General features: G+C 44.0%; 31 protein-coding genes and 3 pseudogenes. 24 read left to right on the top strand and 10 right to left on the bottom strand.

Annotated elements, in window-relative coordinates:
- Window positions 1–21 precede the first annotated feature (21 nt).
- The 9 genes from FTE26_RS00195 to FTE26_RS00155 all read left to right on the top strand — a co-directional run bounded on the left by FTE26_RS00195 (window position 22) and on the right by FTE26_RS00155 (window position 10,609).
- A complete protein-coding gene (locus tag FTE26_RS00195) occupies window positions 22–2,814 on the top strand; it encodes a phage tail tape measure protein (protein ID WP_001523070.1) in 2,793 nt (930 codons plus the stop codon).
- Between the two features lie 200 nt (window positions 2,815–3,014).
- The gene (locus FTE26_RS00190) at window positions 3,015–4,016 is read left to right on the top strand and encodes a phage late control D family protein (RefSeq protein WP_258116159.1); all 1,002 of its coding nucleotides are present in this window, start codon (window positions 3,015–3,017) and stop codon (window positions 4,014–4,016) included.
- A gap of 2 nt (window positions 4,017–4,018) precedes the next feature.
- A complete protein-coding gene (locus FTE26_RS00185; protein WP_001523073.1) occupies window positions 4,019–4,639 on the top strand; it encodes a phage baseplate assembly protein V in 621 nt (206 codons plus the stop codon).
- The gene (locus tag FTE26_RS00180) at window positions 4,636–5,103 is read left to right on the top strand and encodes a phage tail protein (protein WP_000635200.1); all 468 of its coding nucleotides are present in this window, start codon (window positions 4,636–4,638) and stop codon (window positions 5,101–5,103) included. The genes FTE26_RS00185 and FTE26_RS00180 overlap by 4 nt, the downstream gene beginning before the upstream one ends.
- The gene (locus FTE26_RS00175) at window positions 5,100–5,420 is read left to right on the top strand and encodes a hypothetical protein (protein WP_001523074.1); all 321 of its coding nucleotides are present in this window, start codon (window positions 5,100–5,102) and stop codon (window positions 5,418–5,420) included. Before FTE26_RS00180 ends, FTE26_RS00175 begins: the two co-directional genes overlap by 4 nt.
- Complete coding sequence (locus FTE26_RS00170; protein ID WP_001705026.1) at window positions 5,417–6,541, top strand: baseplate assembly protein; 1,125 nt, start codon at window positions 5,417–5,419, stop codon at window positions 6,539–6,541. The genes FTE26_RS00175 and FTE26_RS00170 overlap by 4 nt, the downstream gene beginning before the upstream one ends.
- Complete coding sequence (locus tag FTE26_RS00165) at window positions 6,534–7,115, top strand: phage tail protein I (RefSeq protein ID WP_023908964.1); 582 nt, start codon at window positions 6,534–6,536, stop codon at window positions 7,113–7,115. Before FTE26_RS00170 ends, FTE26_RS00165 begins: the two co-directional genes overlap by 8 nt.
- Window positions 7,116–7,145: 30 nt before the next feature.
- Window positions 7,146–9,992, top strand: a complete 2,847-nt coding sequence (locus FTE26_RS00160; RefSeq protein ID WP_202753486.1) for a phage tail protein — start codon at window positions 7,146–7,148, stop codon at window positions 9,990–9,992.
- Window positions 9,992–10,609: a tail fiber assembly protein gene (locus FTE26_RS00155; protein ID WP_001523080.1), complete on the top strand. Its 618-nt coding sequence runs from the start codon at window positions 9,992–9,994 to the stop codon at window positions 10,607–10,609. The genes FTE26_RS00160 and FTE26_RS00155 overlap by 1 nt, the downstream gene beginning before the upstream one ends.
- Here FTE26_RS00155 and FTE26_RS00150 read toward each other — a convergent pair.
- Window positions 10,573–11,118 carry a transferase gene (locus FTE26_RS00150; protein WP_001704996.1) on the bottom strand — a complete coding sequence of 182 codons (546 nt, stop codon included), beginning with the start codon at window positions 11,116–11,118 and terminating at the stop codon, window positions 10,573–10,575. The genes FTE26_RS00155 and FTE26_RS00150 overlap by 37 nt on opposite strands.
- Window positions 11,119–11,298: 180 nt before the next feature.
- Window positions 11,299–11,391, bottom strand: a pseudogene (locus FTE26_RS00145) (hypothetical protein); the annotation flags it as partial.
- Between the two features lie 211 nt (window positions 11,392–11,602).
- On the opposite strand from FTE26_RS00145, the gene repA reads away from it, so the two are divergent.
- From repA to FTE26_RS00115, 6 genes are all read left to right on the top strand, one after another.
- Entirely contained in the window at window positions 11,603–12,580 is a 978-nt protein-coding gene (repA, locus tag FTE26_RS00140) for a plasmid replication initiator RepA (RefSeq protein ID WP_001704997.1), read from the top strand.
- A 643-nt stretch (window positions 12,581–13,223) separates the two neighbouring features.
- Window positions 13,224–13,511, top strand: a complete 288-nt coding sequence (locus FTE26_RS00135) for a hypothetical protein (RefSeq protein ID WP_000356589.1) — start codon at window positions 13,224–13,226, stop codon at window positions 13,509–13,511.
- A gap of 23 nt (window positions 13,512–13,534) precedes the next feature.
- Window positions 13,535–13,798, top strand: a complete 264-nt coding sequence (locus FTE26_RS00130; RefSeq protein WP_000424604.1) for a hypothetical protein — start codon at window positions 13,535–13,537, stop codon at window positions 13,796–13,798.
- Window positions 13,799–14,042: 244 nt separating this feature from the next.
- On the top strand, window positions 14,043–14,390 hold the full coding sequence (locus FTE26_RS00125) for a type II toxin-antitoxin system RelE/ParE family toxin (protein ID WP_000269912.1): 348 nt from the start codon (window positions 14,043–14,045) through the stop codon (window positions 14,388–14,390).
- Window positions 14,390–14,689 (top strand): helix-turn-helix domain-containing protein, encoded by a 300-nt coding sequence (locus FTE26_RS00120; protein ID WP_001259436.1) that lies wholly within the window; start codon window positions 14,390–14,392, stop codon window positions 14,687–14,689. The genes FTE26_RS00125 and FTE26_RS00120 overlap by 1 nt, the downstream gene beginning before the upstream one ends.
- 163 nt (window positions 14,690–14,852) lie before the next feature.
- Window positions 14,853–15,233 (top strand): hypothetical protein, encoded by a 381-nt coding sequence (locus tag FTE26_RS00115; protein WP_001523084.1) that lies wholly within the window; start codon window positions 14,853–14,855, stop codon window positions 15,231–15,233.
- Between the two features lie 103 nt (window positions 15,234–15,336).
- Here the strand turns inward: FTE26_RS00115 and FTE26_RS00110 are convergent, their stop codons facing one another.
- Window positions 15,337–15,762, bottom strand: coding sequence for a hypothetical protein (locus FTE26_RS00110; protein WP_016240784.1), 426 nt, complete (start codon window positions 15,760–15,762; stop codon window positions 15,337–15,339).
- Between the two features lie 101 nt (window positions 15,763–15,863).
- Between FTE26_RS00110 and FTE26_RS00105 the strand changes: the two genes are divergently transcribed.
- Window positions 15,864–16,115: a helix-turn-helix domain-containing protein gene (locus tag FTE26_RS00105; RefSeq protein ID WP_039052397.1), complete on the top strand. Its 252-nt coding sequence runs from the start codon at window positions 15,864–15,866 to the stop codon at window positions 16,113–16,115.
- Window positions 16,116–16,771: 656 nt separating this feature from the next.
- The gene (locus tag FTE26_RS00100) at window positions 16,772–17,407 is read left to right on the top strand and encodes a hypothetical protein (RefSeq protein WP_032154031.1); all 636 of its coding nucleotides are present in this window, start codon (window positions 16,772–16,774) and stop codon (window positions 17,405–17,407) included.
- A 34-nt stretch (window positions 17,408–17,441) separates the two neighbouring features.
- Here FTE26_RS00100 and FTE26_RS00095 read toward each other — a convergent pair.
- The 7 genes and pseudogenes from FTE26_RS00095 to FTE26_RS00065 all read right to left on the bottom strand — a co-directional run.
- A pseudogene (locus FTE26_RS00095) lies at window positions 17,442–18,110 on the bottom strand (Rha family transcriptional regulator); the annotation flags it as partial.
- 126 nt (window positions 18,111–18,236) lie between these two features.
- Window positions 18,237–18,584 (bottom strand): annotated as a pseudogene (locus FTE26_RS00090) (ORF6N domain-containing protein); the annotation flags it as partial.
- Window positions 18,581–18,772 (bottom strand): hypothetical protein, encoded by a 192-nt coding sequence (locus FTE26_RS00085; RefSeq protein WP_000183351.1) that lies wholly within the window; start codon window positions 18,770–18,772, stop codon window positions 18,581–18,583. The pseudogene FTE26_RS00090 and the gene FTE26_RS00085, both read right to left, overlap by 4 nt.
- A 1,130-nt stretch (window positions 18,773–19,902) precedes the next feature.
- Window positions 19,903–20,151, bottom strand: coding sequence for a hypothetical protein (locus tag FTE26_RS00080; protein ID WP_000730008.1), 249 nt, complete (start codon window positions 20,149–20,151; stop codon window positions 19,903–19,905).
- Between the two features lie 43 nt (window positions 20,152–20,194).
- Entirely contained in the window at window positions 20,195–20,848 is a 654-nt protein-coding gene (locus FTE26_RS00075; RefSeq protein ID WP_000156167.1) for a ParA family protein, read from the bottom strand.
- A gap of 150 nt (window positions 20,849–20,998) precedes the next feature.
- The gene (locus tag FTE26_RS00070) at window positions 20,999–21,373 is read right to left on the bottom strand and encodes a hypothetical protein (RefSeq protein WP_004105266.1); all 375 of its coding nucleotides are present in this window, start codon (window positions 21,371–21,373) and stop codon (window positions 20,999–21,001) included.
- Window positions 21,374–21,465: 92 nt separating this feature from the next.
- The gene (locus FTE26_RS00065; protein WP_000839976.1) at window positions 21,466–22,122 is read right to left on the bottom strand and encodes an XRE family transcriptional regulator; all 657 of its coding nucleotides are present in this window, start codon (window positions 22,120–22,122) and stop codon (window positions 21,466–21,468) included.
- Window positions 22,123–22,296: 174 nt separating this feature from the next.
- On the opposite strand from FTE26_RS00065, the gene FTE26_RS00060 reads away from it, so the two are divergent.
- The 7 genes from FTE26_RS00060 to FTE26_RS00030 all read left to right on the top strand — a co-directional run.
- Window positions 22,297–22,791 carry a hypothetical protein gene (locus FTE26_RS00060; RefSeq protein WP_004105269.1) on the top strand — a complete coding sequence of 165 codons (495 nt, stop codon included), beginning with the start codon at window positions 22,297–22,299 and terminating at the stop codon, window positions 22,789–22,791.
- Window positions 22,788–23,303, top strand: coding sequence for a hypothetical protein (locus tag FTE26_RS00055; RefSeq protein ID WP_001523092.1), 516 nt, complete (start codon window positions 22,788–22,790; stop codon window positions 23,301–23,303). The genes FTE26_RS00060 and FTE26_RS00055 overlap by 4 nt, the downstream gene beginning before the upstream one ends.
- Window positions 23,300–23,533: a hypothetical protein gene (locus FTE26_RS00050; RefSeq protein ID WP_000100624.1), complete on the top strand. Its 234-nt coding sequence runs from the start codon at window positions 23,300–23,302 to the stop codon at window positions 23,531–23,533. The genes FTE26_RS00055 and FTE26_RS00050 overlap by 4 nt, the downstream gene beginning before the upstream one ends.
- Complete coding sequence (locus FTE26_RS00045) at window positions 23,533–23,937, top strand: Ref family recombination enhancement nuclease (protein WP_001014473.1); 405 nt, start codon at window positions 23,533–23,535, stop codon at window positions 23,935–23,937. Before FTE26_RS00050 ends, FTE26_RS00045 begins: the two co-directional genes overlap by 1 nt.
- Window positions 23,934–24,266, top strand: coding sequence for a DUF1064 domain-containing protein (locus FTE26_RS00040; RefSeq protein WP_001270825.1), 333 nt, complete (start codon window positions 23,934–23,936; stop codon window positions 24,264–24,266). The genes FTE26_RS00045 and FTE26_RS00040 overlap by 4 nt, the downstream gene beginning before the upstream one ends.
- A 3-nt stretch (window positions 24,267–24,269) precedes the next feature.
- Complete coding sequence (locus FTE26_RS00035) at window positions 24,270–24,647, top strand: hypothetical protein (protein ID WP_001250512.1); 378 nt, start codon at window positions 24,270–24,272, stop codon at window positions 24,645–24,647.
- Between the two features lie 169 nt (window positions 24,648–24,816).
- Window positions 24,817–25,385 (top strand): DUF3560 domain-containing protein (locus FTE26_RS00030; RefSeq protein ID WP_272457331.1); only part of this gene is annotated, 569 nt, incomplete at its 3' end.

Below are 25,385 nucleotides of genomic sequence, written 5' to 3'. Positions count from 1 at the left end.
GTTTAATGAGGATTAATACTAATGGCCAGCAATAAGAACTTTAAGCTGGCTTTTGAAATTGGCGGCAAAGTTGCCGCCTCTCTCCCCAAAAGTTTTACTACAGCTAATCAGGCTGTTGCTAAATTAAATGCCGAGCTTGCTGGATTAACGAAAGAACATGGGGAAATTCAAAAGCTACAATCTGTAAAAGTAAAGGTTGGACAGACTGCCCTCGAATATCATAAAGCTGCCGCTCGCGTTGAAGAGTTACAGAAGCAAATAAAAAACACGGCCAATCCAACCAGAGCGATGCTTCGTGACTTTGAGAAGGCAAAAACACATTCATCGAATTTACGAGCATCACTACGTTCTCAGCGTGAAGAACTGGCCGCTTTAAAGTCTGCCTATCAGGGAGCTGATACATCTGCCAGAGCTTTGGCCTCAAGAGAGAAAGAGCTTAAAGCCAGCATTGATCGTAATCGTGAGGCTCAGGCCCGTAGCGTTGAGCAGGTTAACCGCTACAGAACGGCTTTGGCTTTAGCCAGAGCAAATGTTCAGCAAGTGAAAAAACAGCAGGAGGAACTTAACCGGGCATTAGAAAAACAACGTATTGATAAAATTAACAGCTATAAAAATGCGTTGGCTGAAGCACGGAAAAATGTTCTTGCAGTAAAACGTGCTCAGGAGGAGTTAAACCGCGCGTTGGAAAGGCAGCGTGAATTGAAGCGAGAGCATCTTGGTGAGGCAAAGAGTCAACTTGTAAGGTCAGGATTACAAACTGGTGCTGTAGCGGCTGGTGCATTTGCTGCTGCTAACAATGCAGCAAATTTCAATCGTGAAAACAAAATGATTGGTCTTACGGCAGATATGAAGCCGGAAGAAGTTCAGGCGATGGGGCAGGCGATGCTTGTTACCGGAACGGCTACCAACCAGTTTGCATCTGATATTCAGGCCGCTCAGGGTTTTCTCGTCGCTGCTGGGCAGGATTATAAAGAGGCTCAGGCGAATCTACTAACTATTGGGCGAACAGCTACAGCTACTGGCTCTGATATCCTCGATGTCTCGAAAGCATCATTTACATTAAGTGACTCATTGAAGATTGATCCATCTCAAATGAAGTCTGCAATGGGGATTCTGGTTCAGGCAGGGAAAGAGGGGAACTTTGAATTTAAAGATATGGCCAAAAATCTTCCTGTGCTTGGTGCTCAGTTCCAGGCATTAAAAATGGGAGGTAAAGAAGCAGCCGCGACGATGGGTGCAGCTTTGCAGATAGCTCGCAAGGGGGCTGCAACTTCGGATGAGGCTGCTAATAATATGAACAACTTTTTGGCAAAAATACTTTCCCCTGAAACACTAAAAAAAGCAAAGAAAAATTTCGGTGTAGATTTATATAAAATTGTTACAACAGCGCAGAAAAAAGGGAAGAATCCATTCGAAGCTGCAATGCATTCTGTCATGAAAATGACTAAGAACGGAGATCAGAAGTTACTTGGTGAACTATTTGGCGATATGCAGGTTCAGAACTTTGTTCGTCCGATGATTCAAAACTGGAAGGAATACCAGAGAATCAAAGCAACATCTCTTGGAGCTGGAAGTGCTGTTATTGACCGCGATTTTGCCAACATAACGAAAGATAATGCGGAGCGATTGAAACAATTACGTATTCAGGCTAGCAATGCATCATTAAGTTTTGGTCAGGCCTTGCAACCTGCTTTGAATGCCGCGCTTAGTGTTTTGGTTCCGCTGATTACAAAAATTAGTGAATTTGTAGCTAACAACCCCAATTTTGTGTCTCAGATAGTGATGGCGGCAGGTGCGTTTCTAACCATGAAAAGTGTGGTTATAGCGTGTAGGGTAGCTATGCTGGCTTTATCTGTAGCGACAAAGCTAACACCCTTCGGGTGGATTCAGATGGCTATATCTGCGCTGGTTGCCGCAGGAATATTGCTCTATCAGAATTGGGATAAGATCAGAGATTATGCTGTCAGAGTTTGGCCTTCTGTTAAGGAATATACAGTTAAATCATTTGAGGCTATAAAAAACTTTATCTTAAACTTTGACCTCAATGGATGGATTATATCTATGTTTGGTAAAGCATGGGATTATCTTTCCAACATAAACTGGAGTTCGGCAGGTGTAAGAATTTACAGTACATTAATTAGTGCTTTTAAATGGATGTCTCCGCTTCCGTTCTTAATTAAAGCATTTAAAATTACAACAAATTACCTTTCTGGCATTAACTGGAGCGAAACAGGAAAGAAAATCATAGATACACTGGTATCTGTTTTTATGCGTTTTTCACCAGTTGGACTCTTTATAAGAGCATTCCAATCTGTAACGACTTATTTATCTGGAATAAACTGGAGTGAGTCAGGCGCAAAAATAATTGAGACGTTAATCACTGGGATAAAATCAAAAGCAAATGCTTTAATTAATGAAGTGAAAGGCGTTTTTTCTTCTGTACGTGAGTATTTACCGTTCTCTGACGCGAAAAAAGGTCCATTCTCACAGCTAACAAAGTCAGGTGGTGCAATAATGACTACTCTGGCATCAGGTGTTAGCAGGAATAACAGCTTACAGAATGCAATAGCAAGCAAGTTCGGGCAATCAAATTTATCACCTCACGGGATATCTGCCGCCGGGACTTCTGGACCTCGCCAGAACGTTAACGCTGTGACTGGTGGAATAACCTATTCACCTGTAATCAATCTTCCGGCTGGTTCACCAAAGGAAACTGAGGCGGCAGCTAAAAGAGCATTAGATGCGGGATATTCTGATTTTGAGAAGAAATTGAGTGCTCATATGTTCCAACAACGGAGATTAAGTTTTGGATGATTATAGAACGGTTCAAGGGGACTCATGGGATAGTATCGCTTTAAAGTTGTATGGTAATGAGTACCTGTCTTATCTTCTTATTGATGCTAATACTGAGCACCGCTTTACGGTGCTTTTTTCTGCGGGAATTATTCTTAAAGTTCCTGATGCTCCGGTTATGCCAATATCAGTAAACAATTTTCCTCCGTGGAGACGCAATAGTGTTACGTAAAACGCTTTTTGATGTTATATATCAGAATGTAAATATTACCGCTCATATGTCACCTGATGTTTTGTCAATGTCTTATACAGATAATGAAGATGGTCAGGTCGATGATATTTCTATTATATTAAAAAATGATGATGGGAAATGGTCTGGAGACTGGACACCTAAAAAGGGTGATTTTATTGATTTGAGCTTTAAGCCTATAAATCAAATCGTCCTTGAGTGCGGGAAATTCCAGGTAGATGGCATAACTTGCTCTGGACCACCTTCTGTGGTTGAGGTAACTGCTGTTTCTGTTCCTATTTCATCAGGCATTAGACGTGATTTAAAAAGTAATGCATGGGAAAAAACAACTCTTAAAGATATAGCAACTTCTATAGCTAAATTAGCTAACCTTGAACTGTTGTTTCTTATTGATGGTGATAGTAATCCATATTATGCACGTGAAGATCAAATGGAGGAAAGCGATTTAAATTTTCTCCATCGACTTTGCCAGGATGAAGGGTTGTCGTTAAAGGTCACTGATAGCCAATTAATAATATTTGCTCAAGAGATGTTTGAGCAAAAAGATCCTATCGCTACGCTTACGTTAGGTATTGATGAGATAATCAGATATAGCTTTAGCACACAATCTACAGATTTGTATAAAAGTTGCACGTGCAAATATCGCGTACCTAAAAAAAGAAAGTCGCTTTCGTATACTTGGGTAGATCCATCCGTAGAAGAAGGGTCGAATCTTAAGATAAGAAAACTGGTAGCTAATTTAGATGAAGCAAAACGTAAGGCAAAGGCTGCTTTGCGGCTTAAAAATAGATATCAAAATACCGGATCTTTAGTATTGGTTGGAGACACCAGATTGGTAGCTGGTGTAACTATAAATCTGGAGGGATTCGGTTCATTTTCTGGAAAATATCTTATATCGAAAGCTGTGCATTCAATTGGGACTAGTGGTTATACCACCTCGATTGATGTCCGAAGAGTAATTAATGGGTATTAATTATGAATGATTTAGAAACATTATTACGTCAGACTATAAGAGTTGGCGTTGTTTCTGATATTGATGATGGTGATGTTACAGCAAGAGTTACTTTCGATGATCAGGATAACGTCACTTCGGCAAAGTTATCAGTTATTGTGAAAAATACAGATAAGAATGCTGATTACTGGATGCCAGATATTGGTGAGCAAGTTTTGTGTATCTTTCATCCCGCGGGGCCGCAACAAGGTTTTATTCTTGGTAGTTTTTATGATGAAACACAGAAGCCGCCATCTAATACTGTTAATAAACGCGTCATTAGATTTAATAACGGAACTCGTATTGAGATAGACAGAGAATCTAATTTACTCCTTGTTGATGCTGTCGGAGATGTAACCATTAAGGCTACAGGAACCGTAACTATTGATGCTCCAGAAACCATCATTACCGGAAATGCTACAGTTGAAGGATTACTAACCTTCAAAGGTGGAATGAAAGGATCTTCTGCTGGAGGTGTTGCAGCTACAATTTCTGGGAATGTTAAGGTTGTTGGTGGTGATATAGATGTTGATGGGATTAAATCTAAAGGCCACCATCACACAGCTCAGGGGGAATACGCTCCGACAACGGAGGCTCAGGCATGATTGTGGGTATGCTTGGTACAATGCCTTTTGTTGCCTCATCAATAGTGGTGAATACGTTCAACAATTTTAAAAGGACGTCAAAGCGTCGTGTAGCGCGCCATGATGTTATTGGGCTTAAACCTGTTCTGGAGGATATAGGTCCAGATCTGGATGAAGTTAGTTTTAATATGCGGTTGGATACAACACTTGGCATTGTTCCATTGGCTGCGCTTTCATTACTTAGGACAATGCAATCAATTCAGGAAGTAAATCCTGTTGTAATTGGTATTCAGTATTTTGGTAATTTTATAATTACAGATATAGAGGAATCATGGACTTATTTCGGTCCAACTGGGAATCCACGAGTGATTATCGTCGGCATTAAATTACAGGAAGTCGGACAGACCTCTCTGAAAGAAGCATTAGTTGATATTGCTGGCAATATAGAGTCAAAAACTAGAAGTGCGTTAGGTAAATTATTATGAATAATACGTTTACCATATCATCACCTTCTTACTCGATTGATTGGTCGCCCAAAACAGTTGTAGAAGAAGTTTTGCAAAATGTCTCTACTATTATTAATACTCAAATTGGCACTGTACCATATGCCAGAAAATTAGGAATTAATTCAAGTCTTGTTGATAGCCCTAGTCCAATTTTTATTGCTACAGCAACACGAGAAATAATTCAAAAAATTAGTGAGTTTGAGCCTAGAGCGATTATCCATTCTGTTACTTTTGAAAGAACGGACGTTTCTGATGGTTTTATTAGGCCAAAACTTGTGATAGGAGTTAGAGAATGACGTTGCCGCGTGGTGGTTTGCCAGATATTACTTTCGCAGATTCTAACCCGACTGATATAACAACTCGTTCAATCAGGGCTTTTGAGAGTATAACAGGTGAAACATTAGCACCTGCTGATCCACGTAGATTATTCATCTTATCATTGTGTGAGATTATTATACAGCAAAGAAAAGCTATCGATTTTTCTGCAAAACAAAACCTTCTTACATATGGTGAAGGTGAATATCTCGACCATATAGGCTATCTGACGGATACGCCTAGGCTGGAAGCTCAATCTGCCTTGACTACATTTGAGTTTAATCTGTCAACAAAATTATCGGGGATATATACAATACCTGCTGGCACTCAAGTTTCAACTGGAAATGGTGTTATTTTCCAAACAGATATTTTGTTGGAAATACCTGCTGGGAAAACAGTTGGTACAGTCTCAGGATATGCTGTTATACCTGGTTTATCTGGGAATGGCTTTTTACCAGGGCAAATAAATGAGTTGGTGACTCCGTTGCCGTATGTTTCCAGCGTAAGGAATGTAACAACATCTAATTCTGGTGCTGATACGGAGTCAGATGATAATTATGCTGAAAGAATAAAACTGTCGCCGGAAAAACTGTCTACAGCAGGGCCGGAGGATTCTTATAAATATTGGACAAGAACAGCCAATCAGAATATAAAAGATGTGAATGTATATACACCATCGCCCGGAATTGTAGAAATCCGTTCTTTGTTAGAGAACGGAGATATACCTTCTAATGAACTATTAGAGCAGATAAATAGCGTTCTCTCTGCAACTAATATTCGACCATTCACAGATAAAGTTCTTGTTAAGAAACCAGAGAGCATTGAATACGATATAATAATTAAATACTGGATTAACTCATCGGACAAAAACAGAACAACTTTAATTCAAAGTGAGGTTGAGAAAGCTATTGATGAGTATAAACAATGGCAACGTTCGGTTATGGGAAGAGATATAAATCCAGATGAAATTATTCAACGTTTAAAAAATGCTGGGGCTAAAAGATTAGAAATATCAAGTCCTGTTTTTACTGTGATTGGAGAGACACAGGTCGCCAGAGAGAGAAATATAAATTGCCAGTATGCGGGGTTAGAGGATGGCTGATATCTTTAATGTTAGCTTGTTGGATGTTTTACCTCCTAACTTAGCTAGCGATCCCAACGTGATAGCTATGTCGAAAGCTATTGATGATGAACTACAAGCAATTAACAATTTAATATATAAGACAGAAATATATAGCGTTGTTGATAACCTGGACTCAGTTGTTCTCGATCATTTAGCTTGGCAATGGAATGCTGATACATGGAGGGATAGTTGGCCTGTATTGTTAAAGCGTTCTGTTTTTAAATCAATAATACGAACAAAGCGAATAAAGGGTACAAGGGCAGCGGTTGAAGATGTAGTAAATAGCTTGGGTGGAGAGGTAAACATAACAGAATGGTTTGAAACATCACCACCTGGCGAACCATATACAGCCTCAATTGTTGCTTCGATTAACTCTTTTGATGGTGCTGTTCCTTCGAAAGAGATGTTGGAGGATACGTTAAGAAGTATCAAGAGTGCAAAGTCGGCAAGAACACTATTTACATTTTCGCAAGCAACCAATGTTTCAGGTGGTGTTGGTATTGTCGGTGCTTTCCAGCCTGTGTCTTATGTACGATTAATTGGTGAGTGCTAATTTGCGATTTGTTAATCCAAGGAATTAAGCGTGAGTAAATTATTATTTACGATGACTGACGCCGGGCGTAAGGCGCTGGTTAATGCCAACAAGACTGGAACAAATAAAGTTGAGATCGTTTCTGTTGGTTTAGGTAGTAGATATTATGCCACATCAACCACACAAACAAAAATAACAGATGAAATAAAGCGACTTACCACAATAGGAGGCAAAGTCGTTTCTCCTGATACCATTCATGTAACTGCGAAGGATGATAGTAAAGATGAGTATGCTGTCCATACAATAGGTTTGTATACAAATAAAGGAACATTGTTTGCTGTATACTCGCAAGAACAAGTAATAATAAATAAAGCATCTTCTACAATTGCTTTAATATCAAGTGATATAGCAATTAAAAATCTTGATACTAAAAACATTACATTTGGTGATGTTGAGTTTATTAACCCTCCCGCAACCGAAACTGTTGTTGGAGTAGCAAGATTTGCTAATGAACAAGAAATTGATGCAGGTACAGATGATTCCCTGGCTGTTTCAGCAAAGCGGCTTAAGCAAGCTATTGTAAAACATGAGCAATCACGTAATCATCCTGATGCAACTTTAACATCAAAAGGCATTGTTCAACTCAGTAATGCCACCAATAGCACGTCTGAAAAGCTCGCAGCGACGCCTAAGGCTGTTAAGGCTGCATATGACCTGGCTGACGGAAAATATACCGCCCAGAATGCCACCACGGCACAAAAAGGGATAGTTCAGCTCAGTAGTGCCACTAACAGTACGTCTGAAACGCAGGCGGCAACGCCAAAAGCGGTCAAGGCAGCAAATGACAACGCAAATTCACGTCTGGCGAAAAATCAGAACGGTGCAGATATCCAGGATAAATCAGCTTTTCTGGACAATGTTGGCGTTACCAGCCTGACGTTTATGAAAAACAATGGCGAAATGCCGCTTGATGCTGATCTGAATACGTTTGGTCCTGTTAAGGCTTATTCAGGTATCTGGTCTAAAGCAACATCCACCAACGCAACACTGGAGAAAAATTTCCCGGAAGATAATGCTGTCGGTGTGCTTGAGGTTTTTGCTGCCGGCAATTTTGCAGGTACGCAACGCTTTACCACGAGAGACGGCAATGTATACATGCGTAAACTCGCCAATAAGTGGAATGGCACTGATGGTCCGTGGGGCGTATGGCGTCACACTCAATCTGCTACCCGCCCTTTGAGTACGACTATAGACCTGAATACGCTTGGAGCCGCCGAGCATCTTGGTTTATGGCGTAACAGTAGCTCAGCTATAGCTTCATTTGCCCGCAATTATCCGGAAGAAGGGAACTATGCTCAGGGGATTCTCGAAGTTCTTGAAGGCGGCGGATATTCGCGAACACAGCGTTACACTACCAGTCGTGGAAATATGTATGTACGCTGCCTTACCGCAAGCTGGGATGCATCAAATCCGCAGTGGGGACAGTGGCTAAGAATCGGCAGCCAGACTGCAAGCGGTTTCTTTGAAGGCGATCTGAATAATCTGACCGATCCTGGTATTTACAGTGTTACAGGAAAGGCAACAAACGGTCCGATGCTGGACGCTGCTGGGGCGACATTGCTTGGGATACTGGAAGTAATCAGGCGTTTTGATGGTGTATCTGTCTGGCAGCGTTACACAACCACAGGAAAATCAGAAACCACACAGGGGCGCACTTTTGAGCGCGTCTACGCCGGGAGCACATGGACCGAATGGCGAGAAGTGTATAACTCCTTTTCGTTGCCCCTGAATCTGGGTATTGGCGGCGCAGTGGCAAAACTCACCAGCCTGGACTGGCAGACCTACGACTTTGTGCCGGGCAGTCTGATAACCGTTCGGCTTGATAACATGACCAACATTCCCGACGGTATGGACTGGGGCGTCATTGATGGTAACCTGATAAACATCGCTGTTGGCCCAAGTGATGATACCGGTACGGGGCGCTCAATGAAGGTATGGCGCAGCACTGTAAGTAAAGCCAACTACCGCTTTTTTATGGTGCGCATTTCAGGAAATCCGGGAAGCCGCACGATCACAGCAAGACGAGTACCAATCATTGACGAAGCCCAGACATGGGGCGCGGAACAGACATTCAGCGGTGGTCTTTCAGGCGAACTATCCGGCAATGCTGCTACAGCAACAAAGCTGAAAACGGCAAGGACAATTAACGGCGTAAAATTTGACGGCTCGGCAAATATTGAAGCGTTTCCGCCAGGTGTTCCGCTGCCGTGGCCATCAGATACGCCACCTGCAGGTTATGCAATCATGCAGGGGCAGACGTTTGATAAGGCAGCATATCCGAAACTGGCTATTGCCTATCCTTCTGGTGTTATTCCAGATATGCGCGGCTGGACAATCAAGGGCAAACCCGCCAGTGGTCGGGCCGTATTGTCTCAGGAACAGGATGGCATTAAATCGCACACCCACAGTGCCAGCGCATCCAGTACGGATTTGGGTACGAAAACCACATCGTCGTTTGATTACGGTACTAAATCAACGAATAACACAGGTGCACATACCCACAATGTATCTGGTACTGCAAATAGTGCTGGCGCACATACTCATACCGTTCCATTAAGGAGACCAAACAGTGGCGGTATGAATTTCGACTGGCTGGATGGTTCATCAAGTGGCACGGTGGTGGGGAATGGAACTGTGCCTTCTTCTGGCGCACATACCCACTCAGTATCAGGTACCGCTACAAGTGCTGGGGCACATGCACACACTGTTGGTATTGGCGCTCATACGCACTCTGTTAAGATTGGTTCACATGGACACACCATCACCGTTAACGCTGCTGGTAACGCGGAAAACACCGTTAAAAACATCGCATTTAATTATATTGTGAGGCTTGCATAATGGCATTCAGAATGAGTGAACAATCACGTACCGTAAAAATTTATAACCTGCTGGCCGGAACTAATGAGTTTATTGGTGAAGGTGACGCATATATTCCACCTCATACAGGGCTGCCAGCTAATTCTACAGATATCGCCCCACCGGAAATTCCTGCTGGCTTTGTGGCAGTTTTTAACAGTGAAAATGAATCGTGGAATATTGTTGAAGACCATCGTGGTAAAACGGTCTATGACGTGGCGTCGGGGGACGCATTGTTTATTTCTGAACTCGGACCGCTACCAGAGAATGTCACCTGGTTGTCGCCAGCAGGGGAGTATCAGAAGTGGGACGGCGTATCCTGGGTGAATGATGAGGAAGCAGAAAAACTGTTTCGGATACGGGAAGCGGAAGAGAAAAAGGCAAGGTTGATCCAGGAAGCAACAGATAACATCGCAATTCTGCAGGATGCAGTTAATCTTGAAATAGCAACAAACGAGGAAAATTCACAACTGGATTCCTGGAGAAAATACAGAGTATTAGTGAGTAGAATTGACACCAGTACAGCTCCGGATATCGTATGGCCAGAGCTGATGAATCAGGGTTATGTTCGGGAGGACGAGCAGATAACTTCAGACTGAAATTTAGTGATGAATGTTGAATCATCAGGAATATCATGCAATACCAATGCATGAGCACCTATTGTGACATTGTTTCCTATACGCACTTTGCCACCAAGAATGGTGGCATTACAACCAATGGTCACATTATGCCCTATAACAATATCCATATCATTAAATTCCCCGCGAAGTCCAATAGTTACTCCGGGCTTAATTGAACAATTTTCACCGATTGTTACTTTGTGACCGATAACAACACTGTTGAGATAAGAAATATCAAAGCCTTTCCCTATATTTACAGTTAAAGGGACTGTTACATTATATTTATCAAGAATGAAACGTTCTATTTTTCCCGCAATCTTCCGACAGTATCCGCCTTTATCAAAAAGGTATTTGGCTATGCGCCACCAAAATAAATAACGAACCCTTCTATGTTTTATTGCGCGAACAATTGCCTTTCGCCAGGAGAAAGGACGCTCGCTACCGATTACTTCATAGTGAATACAGTCTTTAAGTTCATTAATATTCATATCTTTATTATTCAGCATAAGATAATCATGTGACCAATTATTGTAATAATTTTAATGGTATGTTTCTACTGGCTATCCAGCGTGTCTGATATCCAGTAACAAATCGTCAACACGGGTGCAATCAAATGGTGAGTGTTAAGACTGACCACTTATTACCAGGTATGAGTGGCCAGCATTAAATCAGAACAGCCCTTTAACTGAACTGGCCGCGCTGTTAAGGGATGATGTCACCTTATCTTTGAAGCCGGACAGCATATTGCTGAACGATGAGTTTACCGCAGGTTTCTGGCTGGGAATCATTGACTGGAGTTAGGCCAGTAGTATGATGCTCGCAAAACGAGATCCAATTTAGATCCTTTTACTGGTGGATTATCGTTCGATCAGTGAGAGACTTCGTGCATGACCGAAAGTGTTGTGGTAGAGTTCTCTTAAAACCACGTAACGTGGTTATGATTGTGGGTGTCTGGTTGGAAAGTGACCAGATATGGAAACAAAAAGCCCGCAGATAAATCTGCGGGCTTCTTGCGACATCCACGGAAAACCAACAACTAACCATGGGCGCCTCGACAACTCCCATTATACGTTGGTTTTCCGTGGACGCAAGAGCGAACATATGGATAGACCAATGCCGTCTCTACGTTCAGCTTACGTTTGTAATTTGTCGCCGGAGTTCCAGCCTCCAAAGCACCATACGCACAAGCTGCCGCTGGTGTTATCTGATGCTTTACAGCGCATTAATGGGCGTGATCTTACGTGTGAGGTTGCGTTCTACGTTAATCAACCGTCAGAGCGGAAGCGCCGGATAAACGAGCATCGTCGTCGGGCGATTAATGCTGTGATCGCTGCGATTTTGCACCATGTAAACATCATTTCTAAGCGGGTTCTGGCCAGTGCTGAGGCGTTGGCTGATTTTTGCGGCCTGTCTACCGTATCCGAAGCTGGGAACAAGTCTATAACGCGCTGTACAAGGGCGTTGTCGCAACTGAAAGCGTTAGGTTTTATTGATTATGAACGTCGCTGGGATCGGGTGAATAAACAGTATTGGCCAGCGAAAATAGAGATTCGTGATCAACTGCTGGAAACCGTTGGTATTACTGAACAAGCATGGAGACGTGCGGTTAGCCAGAAACTTAATTACTTCAATGCGAAGAATAGCGAACGGCTTAAAAAAGCGATAACGGAGGCTGATTATAAGCGTATTGTTATTCAGGAGCAGATGGAGAATGTATGGCATCAGAGGAAGACGGCCAGAGAGATAAAGGCAAAACAGAAAGCAGCGGAGAGAGCTGCGCGTCTTGTTCGGGAAAAGGGAGAGGCCGAACTTCGTCATCAAATCACTAGAGAGGTTAGCCAGGAATTTGCTGATGGCATGTATCCTGGAGCTGACCTTGCATATTTACGATCCCTCGTTGAGCAGCGTTATAACAGGTTAAGAAAGACCTGGAAATCACTCCAACATTAACCCACCTGAATGATGAATCCGGTTTTACCGGAGGATTATCTACGTCGCAATAAAATATCTGTTCAAAAAACAATCTAAATTAATTTTCTCTAAACCGGAACACAGCAAAAATATCGCCTTTACAGGCATCGGCTAATAAAGTTATCCACAGTTTTGATATGTATATGCAAATGGTTTTTTATAATAGATGCACTAAACAAATAAATGCAAAATCACTTTCTTTTATTAAGACTTTCTTTATTTAACTTACGCAGGCTTTGCCTGTGAATATGTTCGCCCTTGCAGCGAGCTAAAGCTCGCGCCGGTTCGAGTCGCTACGCTCAAATATACCTCCTCCGGCACTTGCCGGAGGCATGGAGCAGCCTGATCATCCTTTTCGAAACGGCGCGTTTCGAACTATACAAAATCAATTTATATAAGGCCGAAATAAGGCCTACGGCCGGGCTTTGCAGGAGGAAGGGGCGAGCCTTATCAATAAACGTCGAGAAATACGCACACAGTAGCCATCAGAACGCGATAAAACGTAAGAAACATCATTTCCTATTAGACATAGAAAACTTGTCTTATACGCAATGTAGTAAATTTCTATTGCCACATAGGAAAAGATTTCCTACCATCGTAGATATAATAAATGGAGATGGTTATGGATAAAGATACTGTTTTAAAAATGTTGAATCCGGCTTGTTTAAAAAAAGCGGATGAATGGGAATCTCCTACATGTGGAGAAGTTCGGGCAGTCATTGGCCTCACCGGAATGAGTGGCTCGCAGTTGGCCAAAAAACTAGGCTTAAAAGATAGTCGCAATGTTCGCAACTGGCAGATGTTAAAGGAGTCCACATCCAGATCCAGCATTCCGTATGCAGCCTGGGCGCTGCTGTGTTACTTCGCTGGGTTAGGGTTAATCTTCATTGATAACAAAACAGATGTTTGAAACATGCAAATATGAGGTTTGTTATGGAACTTGTACGCAAAACACGCAAAGAGTTCTTGGACCTGTATCGCATGGGAGCTTTCACTTGTGTTGTGGCTACCCAGGACGAAGTGACAAAAAGCTGGCGGCTTTTTGCTCTCAATAAAAAAGGGATTGCCGTTTTCATTGAAAAAGCCCGTGGTGGTATCCGCGAATGGGCGGGATTGAATTATGTGGCTGATTTTTGCGCAGCTATGGGGATTCGTCGCTGGGAAGTCCATATGCCAGGAGTAAAGTCACAAAAATAGGGCTTTCGCGTCGAAAATGAGGCGAAACTGAAAACGAGATTTCATTAACAAATAAGCAACATAAAAAACGGTGGAAAACGCCCAGGAAAACATGATCTTTTGAGCGGATTTTTTAGATCCGACAATGAACGGTGATCCGGTGGTGCCGATAACGTCCATTATGTTAAATAGCCCCGTTTTTCTTGAAATTATAACCCACAGGTTATATAGTTAGTGATATAAACTACAGGTTATAGGATTGAGCATGTGGACGGTACTTTTTAGCCAGCGATTTGACGACTGGCTAAATGAGCAAGAAGACGCTCTTCAGGAAAAGGTTTTGGCTGATTTGAAAAAGCTACAGGTTTACGGACCTGAGTTACCCAGGCCATATGCCGATACCGTAAAAGGTTCTCGGTACAAAAATATGAAAGAGCTTCGCGTTCAGTTTTCTGGCCGTCCGATCAGAGCCTTTTATGCGTTCGATCCGATTCGCCGGGCCATCGTTCTTTGTGCAGGAGACAAAAGTAACGATAAACGGTTTTATGAAAAACTGGTGCGTATAGCTGAGGATGAGTTTGCAGCACATCTGAACACACTGGAGAGCAAGTAATGAGAACATTAGATGAGGTGATTGCCAGCCGTTCACCTGAAAGCCAGGCGCGAATTAAAGAAATGGCAGATGAGATGATTCTTGAGGTCGGCTTGCAGATGATGCGTGAAGAACTCCAGTTATCACAAAAACAGGTTGCTGAGGCGATGGGTATAAGCCAGCCAGCAGTAACAAAGCTGGAGCAGCGCGGAAATGATTTAAAGCTGGCGACATTAAAGCGTTACGTTGAAGCTATGGGAGGCAAATTAAGCCTGGATGTTGAGCTTCCCACAGGAAAACGAATAGCGTTTAACATCTGATCAGAACGAATGATAAGCCCCTGTTGCAAAGGGGCTTTTTTGTGCTCATAGAATTATATAATTATAGATTTATATAAAAAGTGCTTTACAGGTGGGAAAAAATTTCCTATGGTTATACCCGAAACCGAGCGATACCCGCCCTGGTTAAACCGGAGATAACCCGATGAGCATGATTAAAATCCGCAAAAACGCTTTCCTTAAAATTCAAACTATCCTGGCTGGTTCTGTTGGCGTGATTTGCCGTTCTTCTTCAAGCCGCATCGATGACGGCTACGATGATGAGTATCGTTTGTCCTCGTGCGATGAGGCTTTAACCTGGCTGAAGGAGAATCAGGAACGTGCCCAGGTATATCTGGAAACAGAGAACGGCAATCAGATGCTGCGTATTAGCGGTCGTTATGGATTTGAAACCACATTCATGGCCTATTTTAATCAGGCTTACTTTGACAAGGAGTTGGCCTGGTACACTGATCGCATGAGCAAAAGCGAGCCAGCCCCGATTACACCGCCGAACGATAAACCATTTTTATTCCTCGTTAAGTAAACACAATGCGCAAAGTGTCATTTTGACACTTTGCGAGTGTTAATATAGGGGGCGTTTGAAGATAGATAACTTATTGTGGGGCAAGCCGATAACTTACATTGGGTTAGCTTGAATAGGTAGTTGGTATTTTGAGCATATGGCCAATCTCTTCGAGATGCTTAGATGGATTTTCCCCAGTCTTACCTTCATGTATTGATGCTATATAGTTCAAATTTTGAGCTGCACCAAGAATCTCGGTGGCTGATGGAACAAGACGAAAGCCGATATGTAACTTTTTGATATAGAAAGGTAAAGTGGAATATTTCGCCATTAACTGTGCTGCGGAATCTTTTAGATCATGAATGATTTCTGGCTTTAAGTTCGAGCCAGGATTCACTATTTTTGCTTGGTTACACAATAACAGATTGGATATTTTCCCTAGTTGTTCCCTGAATGAAATGTAAGGCTCAATAGCTCCTTTGACGATGAGTTGGCCTAGAACAAAAACACTTACACCAGTGACCACGGTGACAAAAGCAGATGAACTCATTTTTTACCTAAAGCCTAAAGATTGGATTGTTAATACATCTTATTTTGTCGTGAGTGGCTATGTCTAATTTATTGAATATCTAGGGAAAGGTAGAGGATGTAATGACGGGTTACGAATTGAAATTATGGCGTCGTGGGATGAACTGGACGCAGGAGCGAGCCGCCGAAGAGTTTGGGATATCGTTGGCTACATATAAGCGATATGAGAAGGGGGGGCCGCCGAGTGTCATGGAGATGGCCATTCGCGTTCTGTCGTTTGACGATATGGTTAAGGATCTTTCACACCTTGATAAAGATGCGATTCTGTTAAGGCTGCAAACCCTTGTATGGGAAAAGGTTAAAGTGTCGTCATAATTGGAACAAGGGATCAAATGATCCTTTACGGATCGTTTTATGGTGGTGTAATGTAAGCGCCAGAAAGACAAAAACCGCCTTGCCGGGCGGTTTTCAGTCTGAAATTTAAATCTTGCTTGGTAGGCTGGATTTAAAAAGACACCTCTTGATTGGGGCGGCTTTCTTGCGTCTAAAGATAATCAAATCTTTTTGCGCCTGCAACCCCTTTTTTACTGGTGCCCATTTCAGACTCACGCTCGCGTCGTTGTCTTTGCCACTTCGTTGGGTTCGGTGTTTTTGGGCGAAGTGGCGCGCGGGTATGCGTACAAGGGGAAAGTGTGCTGACGCAAGCCAGGAACAGCGATCTAAACTAAGTCGAGTCTGAGAAAGGCAGGAGTGCGACAACTCGCCTGTGCTCTATGAGCAGAAGAAGGTATATCAGACGACCAATGGCATGATTGTGGGCCACAGGGCGCACACGGCGGCGAAGCATTGGAAACGATGTGGAGCTATCTGGTGGCATGAGTTCCGGTACTCGATCTCGAGCTTTTTTTGATGCTTTTGAGAAGGGGCCGGAACTCCGGTAAAGGGCACCCTGTATGGGGGGAGGGGGGGTTGTGTCTAAAGGAAGATCTAATACGATATTGCTTTACCCTTATATCTAAAAGGAGATTTCTATGGGGATGCTGGTGGCGTTTATTATTAGCCTGATTTTGTGTTTCTTCGTAGTTCGTGGCGCATATCGGAAACAATGTGCCTCGTCTTCTGGTAGTAGGTTCAAAGCTGTTTTAGTGAGTGGCTTTCTCGGGATTGCTACTTTTGTAGTTGTTAATACTCTTGCGGCTGTGACCTTGATCCCAGAAGACTCCAGCACTACGGCTACCACCGGAGCTGCTTTTGATGGTGTGACCGTAGATAAGTTTAAGCAGTTATATAATGATGACCTTGAAGGCATCGCTACATCAGGAAAAGCCACCTCCACTATAAGAATTAAGTCTGTTAAACAAGGTAACAATACCGTTGAATTTGCCATCAACTCATCTGTTAACGGTCGGGCTAGAGTTGATAAGGATGGAAAGATTTCTGAGTTATTATGGCGAGTATCCAAGCCTAACTCTGATTCCTTGCTTTCTATGGCCGTAGCAGTTGAAGTCTTGGATGCGTCAAGTGAAAGAGACACCGTGATTGCGCAGTTAGAGCAGATTGTTAAATCTGATATGCAGAAAGCTGAGTTCAAGACTAAGAGAGGCGAGTATTACGTTTCTCGTGACAAATCAGGGCATGTATCGCTACTGATTACACCGAAATATTAAGAATTGAAGAAGCGCCCAAATCGGGCGCTTTGTTTTATGGTTTTGCACCTGCGGCCAGTTTATCCGCAGATATTTTTATCAGTTCCTGTAGTGTCCTGGCTGGCAGGTTTGCATCCAGTACGCTGAGTATGCTGTTGTGATCAGCTTGGTCGACTACTTTGCCTGTCGGTGGTAGTAGTTTGAGCTGAGGGTTCAGATTTTCGTCAAAGCTGATAAGTGCTCTGGCGTTTCTGAGCAGATCAAGAAGTAAGGCTGATATCACATTTTCCTGAGTCATTGCTGGCAGATTTAGCGCCGCTTTGGTTTTCCCTGTTGCCTTGTCAAACTCCTTTATTAGTTCCTTCCTGTAGTTCGGTTCCGTTAATAGCCGATTATGCTCTGTTGCCGCGCGGATAATCGTTTTTTCCTGGTACAGTCGTTTAGCCAGATCACGCTCGTACTGTGTTTTTAACACGCTGCTGATAGCGTTAAAGGCTTCAATGTAGGCCAGCTTGATATCTTTCACGCCTGGACCGTCGATACTCTCCATGAGCAAGGTAAATCCGTCTTTTGTCATGCGATAGATTGTTATTTCGCGGTCGCTTCCTTCCAACGGTCGTTGCTCTTTAAAGAAATGACGCGCCGCAGCTGTGCGAGGAATGCGTAACGCATCGATGGCCATAACGATGGAATTGTTTGTGGTGCTGAATGCTTGGGCAACATCGGCTGAGGTTGTGAGTGGCTCGTTATTGCACACCTTAATGTAAAACATCGGTTTGGCGTTGAGCGTATCGACAACCTCACGAGCATTGTTTGGCGAGACGGTTACGGTCGCGGCCGTTTGCGCGTTCTGGTTGAAGTAGCAGTCTTCCAGCCGTTCGAATACATCCCACGCCTGATCGGTTTCGAGCATTTTAGCGTGACGTGCAGCCCCGCGTTCGGTCCAGAGAATTAGGGAGCGGGCATTTTTACCAACTAACCCGATTGTTTCGGGTCTGTTCTTGAACTCGCGTAATTCGTTTTTTTCAATTTTAAAGTAATGCTTTCCGGCTACGAATCGCGTCGTGTTGTTCAGAAAGTTATCAGAAATGTTTTTGATTTTTGTTCCGTATAACTGCGCCAGAAGTTCACTAGTGATAACGGGGATCTGGTTATGCAGGATAGGCTGTAGGGTGTTAACGGTCGGAAGCGTTTTCATTTTGCACCTCCCATAACTACTTTGGTTACGAGGGAGATTTTTGCGTCAGAAACAGCGTTATCGTTGCTGGCGATGCGCATAGCTTCGCGCTCGATGATTTCAGCCAGGCGGAATTTATCGGCGTATGAGGCTTTCTTGAGAAGGATCTTTACGAGGTTGACGTAATAGTCATGGGGTAGGTTTGTCATTGTGATGATTCCCTTAAAGGTTAAGGATACTCACCACCGTCAGGTTCCAATCATTGGGTGGTGAGACGTGCAGGGTTGGAACTACCGGACACAATGACGAACCGGCGAGTCTTACGACTCCCCCGCACGCCCCACCATAATTTGGGTGTAGCAGTGCTTTACGCATAAAAAAACCGCTAACGCGGTATGCGCCATTGTGTCCACGGGGTTCCAATCCCGACCGTAGATTTTGCTACGGCTCGGAAAGTGTCCACCAATGGCGCATTCATGTCAATACGGCGGGATTTTAACAGAGACAACCACATAGCGTGGGTTTATTGGTAGGCAGAAACAAAAAAACCGCCCTATTGAGGACGGTTCTTTCGTGCTGATCGGATTCGCGGTCCTTTCAGCATTACGTTGTTGTATAAACAACCACGCAAGCACAAGCAGCAAGTTAATTTTACCCAAAAGGTAATAATAGTCCACTATTATGCTTCAAAAAATTGTGGTTCTTGTTGTGCCTGCAAACTCACAGATTGTGGGTAGGTTACTGATTTTGTGAAAATAAACGAGTTTTTTCGTTTAATTTCTTTCCTATTACTAATCTTAAAATAATCGTAAAATACCTGTGGACCTTCCCGCCGATTCGCACCCGGGCACCGACTTTAGGGGAGGATTCTCCGTTGCCGTACATGCAAGCACAAGCAGCCGTGCTTGCTCTCGCGTTGTTTTCGTCGGTGGGGATGCCGTGAAACGGCCTGTAAGGGCCATACAATGAAAAAATACTGTATGTGTATTTTTATCGTTGTTACTGGGGCTTTGTTTACGCCACATGGGGAGGGTTGGAAGATTACTGATAACGCTCTGAATGTGACGATAAACATTAGCAGCAAGTAGCGATTAGGCCCCTTCGGGGGCCTTTTTTTATGGCTGAATTTAAACGCTGGAGCGCATTAAGCCTTTCAGAACTGCTTCACGTACCCATTCTGGCCTGGTGGATAGCAGGGCAAATAAGCAGCCAGCTTGCAGCCGTTTGAGGTCGGTTAGACGAGTTTTCAGTAACCGTGTATATTGTTGCTCGGACATAACAAATTCCCCTTGTTGTGTCGCGACGGCCAACAGTTGGCGCTGGAGGCCGTCACCTTCTCTTACTTCTGGTTGTATTGAGCCTTGAGTAACTCAAAAGACTTTGTCAGCACTTCTTTCAATGACATATCCATTGAGCTGGCGAACGTTTTGTACTCGCGTTTAAATTCAGGGTCGACGTTAAACGCCATTTGTGCCCCACCTGATTTGGTTCTGGTTGGCGTTTCAGTCGGGTCGAAAACCTGCGGTTGTTCGATCGATGGCGGTACGCCTTTGCTGTTCTTCTTTGGTGGTTTTGATGGTGCGGCCATGTGTATCCCCTCTTATATAAATCTATAAAACTATAATTATATATTATGCGGCAGTAGTCAGAGCCTCAAGCTGGTTGATAATCCCCTGAATAACGTCGTCTGCCTTTTTGCGTGGCGCAACGTATGAGCACTCAATGAGGCTTAAGCCCTTATCCTGAGCTTTGCTCAGAGCTGGCTTGTGGGGAATGTACTTATCGACAACAAAGTATGGCGTATTAGCCAGGTACTCTTGGGCTTCAATATAGTCAGCTTCGTTTTCAGCCGCGCCGGAAAACACCATGCAAATTTTCTTGATTGGTACACCCTTTTTAACGATGCCGTGAGCAGTGTTAACGGTGGTTTCCAGGTCATCGGTAGAGAATCGGGTTGGCAAAATAACCATATCCAGAAATTCAGATAGCTTCGGTACTGATTCAGATGCGTAGGCACCGCCATCGACGATAACCAGGTCGTATACTTCTGATTCGATGATTTTCTGGACTTGTGATGGTGTGCCGCACGGCTGCGCCGCGATTGCTGGTTCGATATTGTTGGCCATTCTGCGTTGTACCCAACGCGTTACCGTTCCGTTAAGCACATCCATATCGATCAGGCATACATTCCAGCCAGCCTTTGCATAAGCAACTGCTAAAGCACGGGCAATTGTTGATTTGGTTACGCCGCCTTTTCCGTTGAAAATACCTACAGAGATAGTCATTTGTCGAGGCTCCATGTGTTTGGTTATATAATTCTATAAATCTATATTTATAGAACGAGGTAAGCATAACCAACTTTTTGGCTGATGAAAAGCGTTTTATATAATTATATAAATCTATAATCATATAAGCGGGCGTTAGCCCGCTTGCAGTCAGAGGTCAGCTATCGTTGATATCAGTTGATTTGCTAGCTGTCGCTGTTTACGTGAGAGGGTTAGAGCAGCTTCTGAGCGGTCGCTAAGAGGGGGGGTTTCATCAAGAATCATGAGGCATACAGAAATAATAGCCCTGTTATATGCCATCAATGGCTGGCACAGCTTCGATACCGCTGGCACATCGTATTGTAAGGCCGTTTTGAGGCAGACTTTTTGTTCTGATGCCAGATGAAGGATAGATTCTATCCAGTCGATATCTTTCTCATTATCAATGATTTGGCATAACATACACTCAATCGCTATGTTCAACGCTTGGATTTCGATTCCAGCAGTGATCAGAGTTTCGTTTTTATTGGCTGTATGTAATTCCATGCGTAGCCTCTTTTATACTTTTACATGTTGTCAAAACCACAAAATGTGGTTTTTTTGAGCGTAGAAATGCACGGCTTTCGCCGTGCTGTGTATCATAACCAGTTGACAACACTAACTACGCGGCCAAGAACTTTATAACGCTTAAATTCCTCGTTATTCAGATGCTTAGTGTTCATTTCAGCATCCCTTTCGGTTGACAGCATAACAGCATTGTCACCCGGTATGACTCTACAGTGCCTCAAAACAACCAGGCCATTTCTGTCTTCAAGGGCATAGATCCCCTCATGAATCTCTGTATCGTCTGTATTAATCAGGACTTGGGAGCCTGGGGATATTGTTGGTGACATTAACTCATCGTTGCTCTGGAGAACTGACAGAGACGATGGGTTGATGTTCTTGCTTCGTAGAATCTCCTGTTCTATCGCCAGCACTGGCTTTTCTCCGGCGTGCGATGCTATGTCATTTTTTATAGCTACAAGCCCAGGAATAACAGGAGCGTTAGTATTCTGGGGTGGGAACGGGTTATCTGTTAAGCACGCGATATAAGGCGCTGATGCTTTCAGGGCGTGCGCGATTTTCTTGATGGCAGGTATAGATGGTTGTCTTAATCCGGCCTCATAGTTCTGCAAGGTGCTTAAGCCTATTCCAGTGACTTGCTGGAGATCTCCGGCAGTCATGCCGGATTGTTTCCGTAGAGTCTGAATGCGCAGACCTATTTCTTTCTTGATGTTCTCGTCGTTGCTTTTCATGTCTCATCAATCGTGAATGGTGGGTTATTTATACATTACCACATTTAGTGGTTTTCACATGGTAAGACGAGAGGTGGACCACAAATAGAAGGTTATTTTTTGTTTCGCCCATTGAAAAACTCACGATATGTGGTTTTAATACCACGTATCGTGGTTTTAACTGGAGTTCGTTAAATGACCTTTCAGGAGTGGGTTGACGAAAATGGAGGCCAAATTGGTGTTGCCAGAAAGTTTTGCTTTACGTCATCACTGATTGGTGCCTGGTATCGCTTCGAGAGATTCCCTCGTGCGGATAACCTGACGCTGCTGGTGGCGTATTCGGAAGGCCGGATTAACGTCCAGCAATGGGCGGCAGATTTTGCCGAACGTCAGCGCCAGCGTAGCGATGGCACATCGGTTCGGCAGAACAAGATCAAAGGGAATCTCCCTGTTAACTGCTTATCAAGGCTGAAAGCGGTTTTCTCTGAGCTGGGGATGCCTGCGGAGCGTTGCAATCTACGCGGTCCGCGATTCATTGCTCGCTGGAAACACTCACACGTAACCGTTTCAGAGGTTCGTGATGCGATTACCGTGCTGGAGCTTAAGAATAAAGATTCCAGCGATATCGAGCTGATTCATAAGGAGATTAGCAACGCCCGGCGTTCAGCACTTGGGAGGCTTGAGGAATGATGATTCTGGCCTTCTTTGGTGATAATCACCAGATTCAATCGCAGGTGGTGCACTACCTTGATCAAACGATTAAAGGATTTGTTATCGATCATATTGATAACGATAGCAAACGTCTATCTGTAGAGCAGAAAATTGGAGGTGTGCAGCGACTGGTTGCCAGCCGTAACAGACGTGACACCGTAACAGTCGTTACGGGGATTACGGAGGTCATGGAGTACCAGATGTTGCTGCATCGTGGAGCTGTTTTCTGCGTTCTTCCTGGTATTCTGCCAGCAATTCTTGCTCGTGGTTTTGTCCCTATTGATGAGTCGTTCTTATATGTAACCCCAAGCCGTTCCCTTCTGGATACGGAGGCGAAGCGTCGCATTTATATGATGCCGGACGAGGCATTTTCTGAATGTTACCGCCGTGAAATGAGGTTGGGTAAACGAGAAGTGTCTGTTGTTCGTGATGGCAGGTTTTTAAGAAGCCGCACGGTGAAAAGCACCAGAAATGACGGGGGCCATCAATGAGTAGTTATGTTCGCGGTGCTGCGATGCATTGCCAGAATCCCCAATTCTGGCGCTTTCTGACCAGTAAAACAGGGAAGAACGTTTCAAACAGTTCTGAGGCCTCTGTGATTCTGCGTGAGTTTTGCGGGATCTCATCCCGTAAAGAGCTGGCAAAGAACTACGCGGCCAGAAGCATGTATGTCCAGTTAATCAACGAGTTCAACCTCTTTATCAATGGTAAGGGGCGCTGATGAACGGACGTACACCAACGAAGAAAGAGAAACTTTATATACAAGCGGTGCTCACTCACGTGGGTTGCATAGCTTGCATTATTGATGGCCGTGAAATTGAGAATCCAGAGCTGTGGACGGAGCTACATCACGATCCTGATTACGGCAGCGTTGATGAGAATTGCCACTTCCATAGCTTTGGGTTGTGCGCACCACATCATCGCGGTGTTGTGCCTGGTGGTGGGCGTGTGCCTCCGCATATTGCCGTTCGTCACCCTCCCCTGAGTAATTGTGCTCGCTTTGTTGAGCGTTATGGCACAGATGAATTTTTGTGTGCGCAGACGTGGGAGCTGTTGCCGCAGTCAGTTAAAGACGAAATTGGGTTTGATCTTAGTCTTGGTGAAGTACCAGGGGATACCAAATGAGATATACCGGCTTTCGCAAACCAGCGACAAGGAAAAGCAAATACGGCAATAAAAAAACGGTTGTCGATGATATCGCTTTTGATAGCAAAAAAGAGGCTGATTACTACTGCGAACTGAAGCTACTGAGAAAAGCTGGCCGCGTTGTGACGTTTCTTATGCAGGTGCCTTTTCATCTGCCAGGTGGTGTCGTTTATAAACTTGATTTCATGGTGTTTTATGACGATGGGACGATTGATTGTGTCGACACTAAAGGTGTGCGAACAGACGTCTACATCATGAAGAAAAAGCAGGTAGAGGCGCTTTATCCCGTCACGATACGGGAGATCTGAACAGTGAGACGCGATCTGGATAGCTTGTTTGAGCTATGGGCGCTGTGGGTGCGCAATGGCTGCAACGCCCGTAGCGGTTTCGCGTCGATGTTAGAAATGATGATGGTTACGCGCTGCCAGTTTACCGGAGGGGGCGGCGCACCAAATGACTCACTGGAAACCAGTATAGAGGGAGCGGTGACGGCCCTCACGGTAGTTGATGAGACTGCGGCGCTGGTTGTCCGAATTGAATACGGGGCGTGGGAGATTCGGGGCCTCGACATAAATGCACCGCATATTGATAAAGCCCACGCCCTTTCTCTTAGCCTCAGACAGTATCGCCGGAAGCTGGCAAAAGCCAGGGCGTATGTTGTCGACTATTTGAAAAAGCGAAGAGAGTAAAAGTGTCATTTTGAGCTGTTTTGATGGTGTGTAGACATCGGGAACATCGAAAATCTATAAATATATAATTATAGATTTATATAAAAAGTGCTTTACAGGTGGGAAAAAATTTCCTATGGTTATACCCGAAACCGAGCGATACCCGCCCTGGTTAAACCGGAGAAATCTGATGAATAAACAAGTAATTATTTCTGACTGGATCAACAACCCTAACAGCCTGTTAAGCACTGATACTGGCTACCTATTACGCCATGTTAATGGTCGTATGGTCAAAAGCGATGAGCACGAAACCTTTTTCTTTGTTGAAGACGATGGGCGTATCTATGAGGATGGTTACTCTTATGAAGCCCAAACTGGTTGTATCCCTGCGGAGCTGGTGGACGTAACAGAAGATCTGCGCAAAGCATGGCTTGAACAGCAGCAGCGCGGAGATGATTACGTAAACACCTATCAGGAACGCCAGAACGCGCGTCTTGCCCGATATATTGCTCGTGCAGAAAAAGCCAGAAAAGAAGGTGCGGTAGCGCATAAGCGAGCGCATGACCTGTTGGATGTGATCCCGTTAGGCCAGCCGATTTTAGTTGACCATTATAGCGCGAAAGGCCATCGCCGCCGTTTGTCTAAAGCTGATGCGTTATTCAGAAAAGCGTTTGTTGAATGCGAAAGTAAAGCATCACACTACGAGAGCAAAGCCGCAGGTGTTGGTCGTAATGGAATTTCGTCTGATGATCCTGATGC

Origin of the sequence: Escherichia sp. S10b (genome assembly GCF_028421345.1) — a bacterium.
Lineage (GTDB): Bacteria > Pseudomonadota > Gammaproteobacteria > Enterobacterales > Enterobacteriaceae > ECMA0423.
Note: the sequence above shows the minus strand (reverse complement) of the source record. Positions and strands in the feature narration are given on the sequence as shown.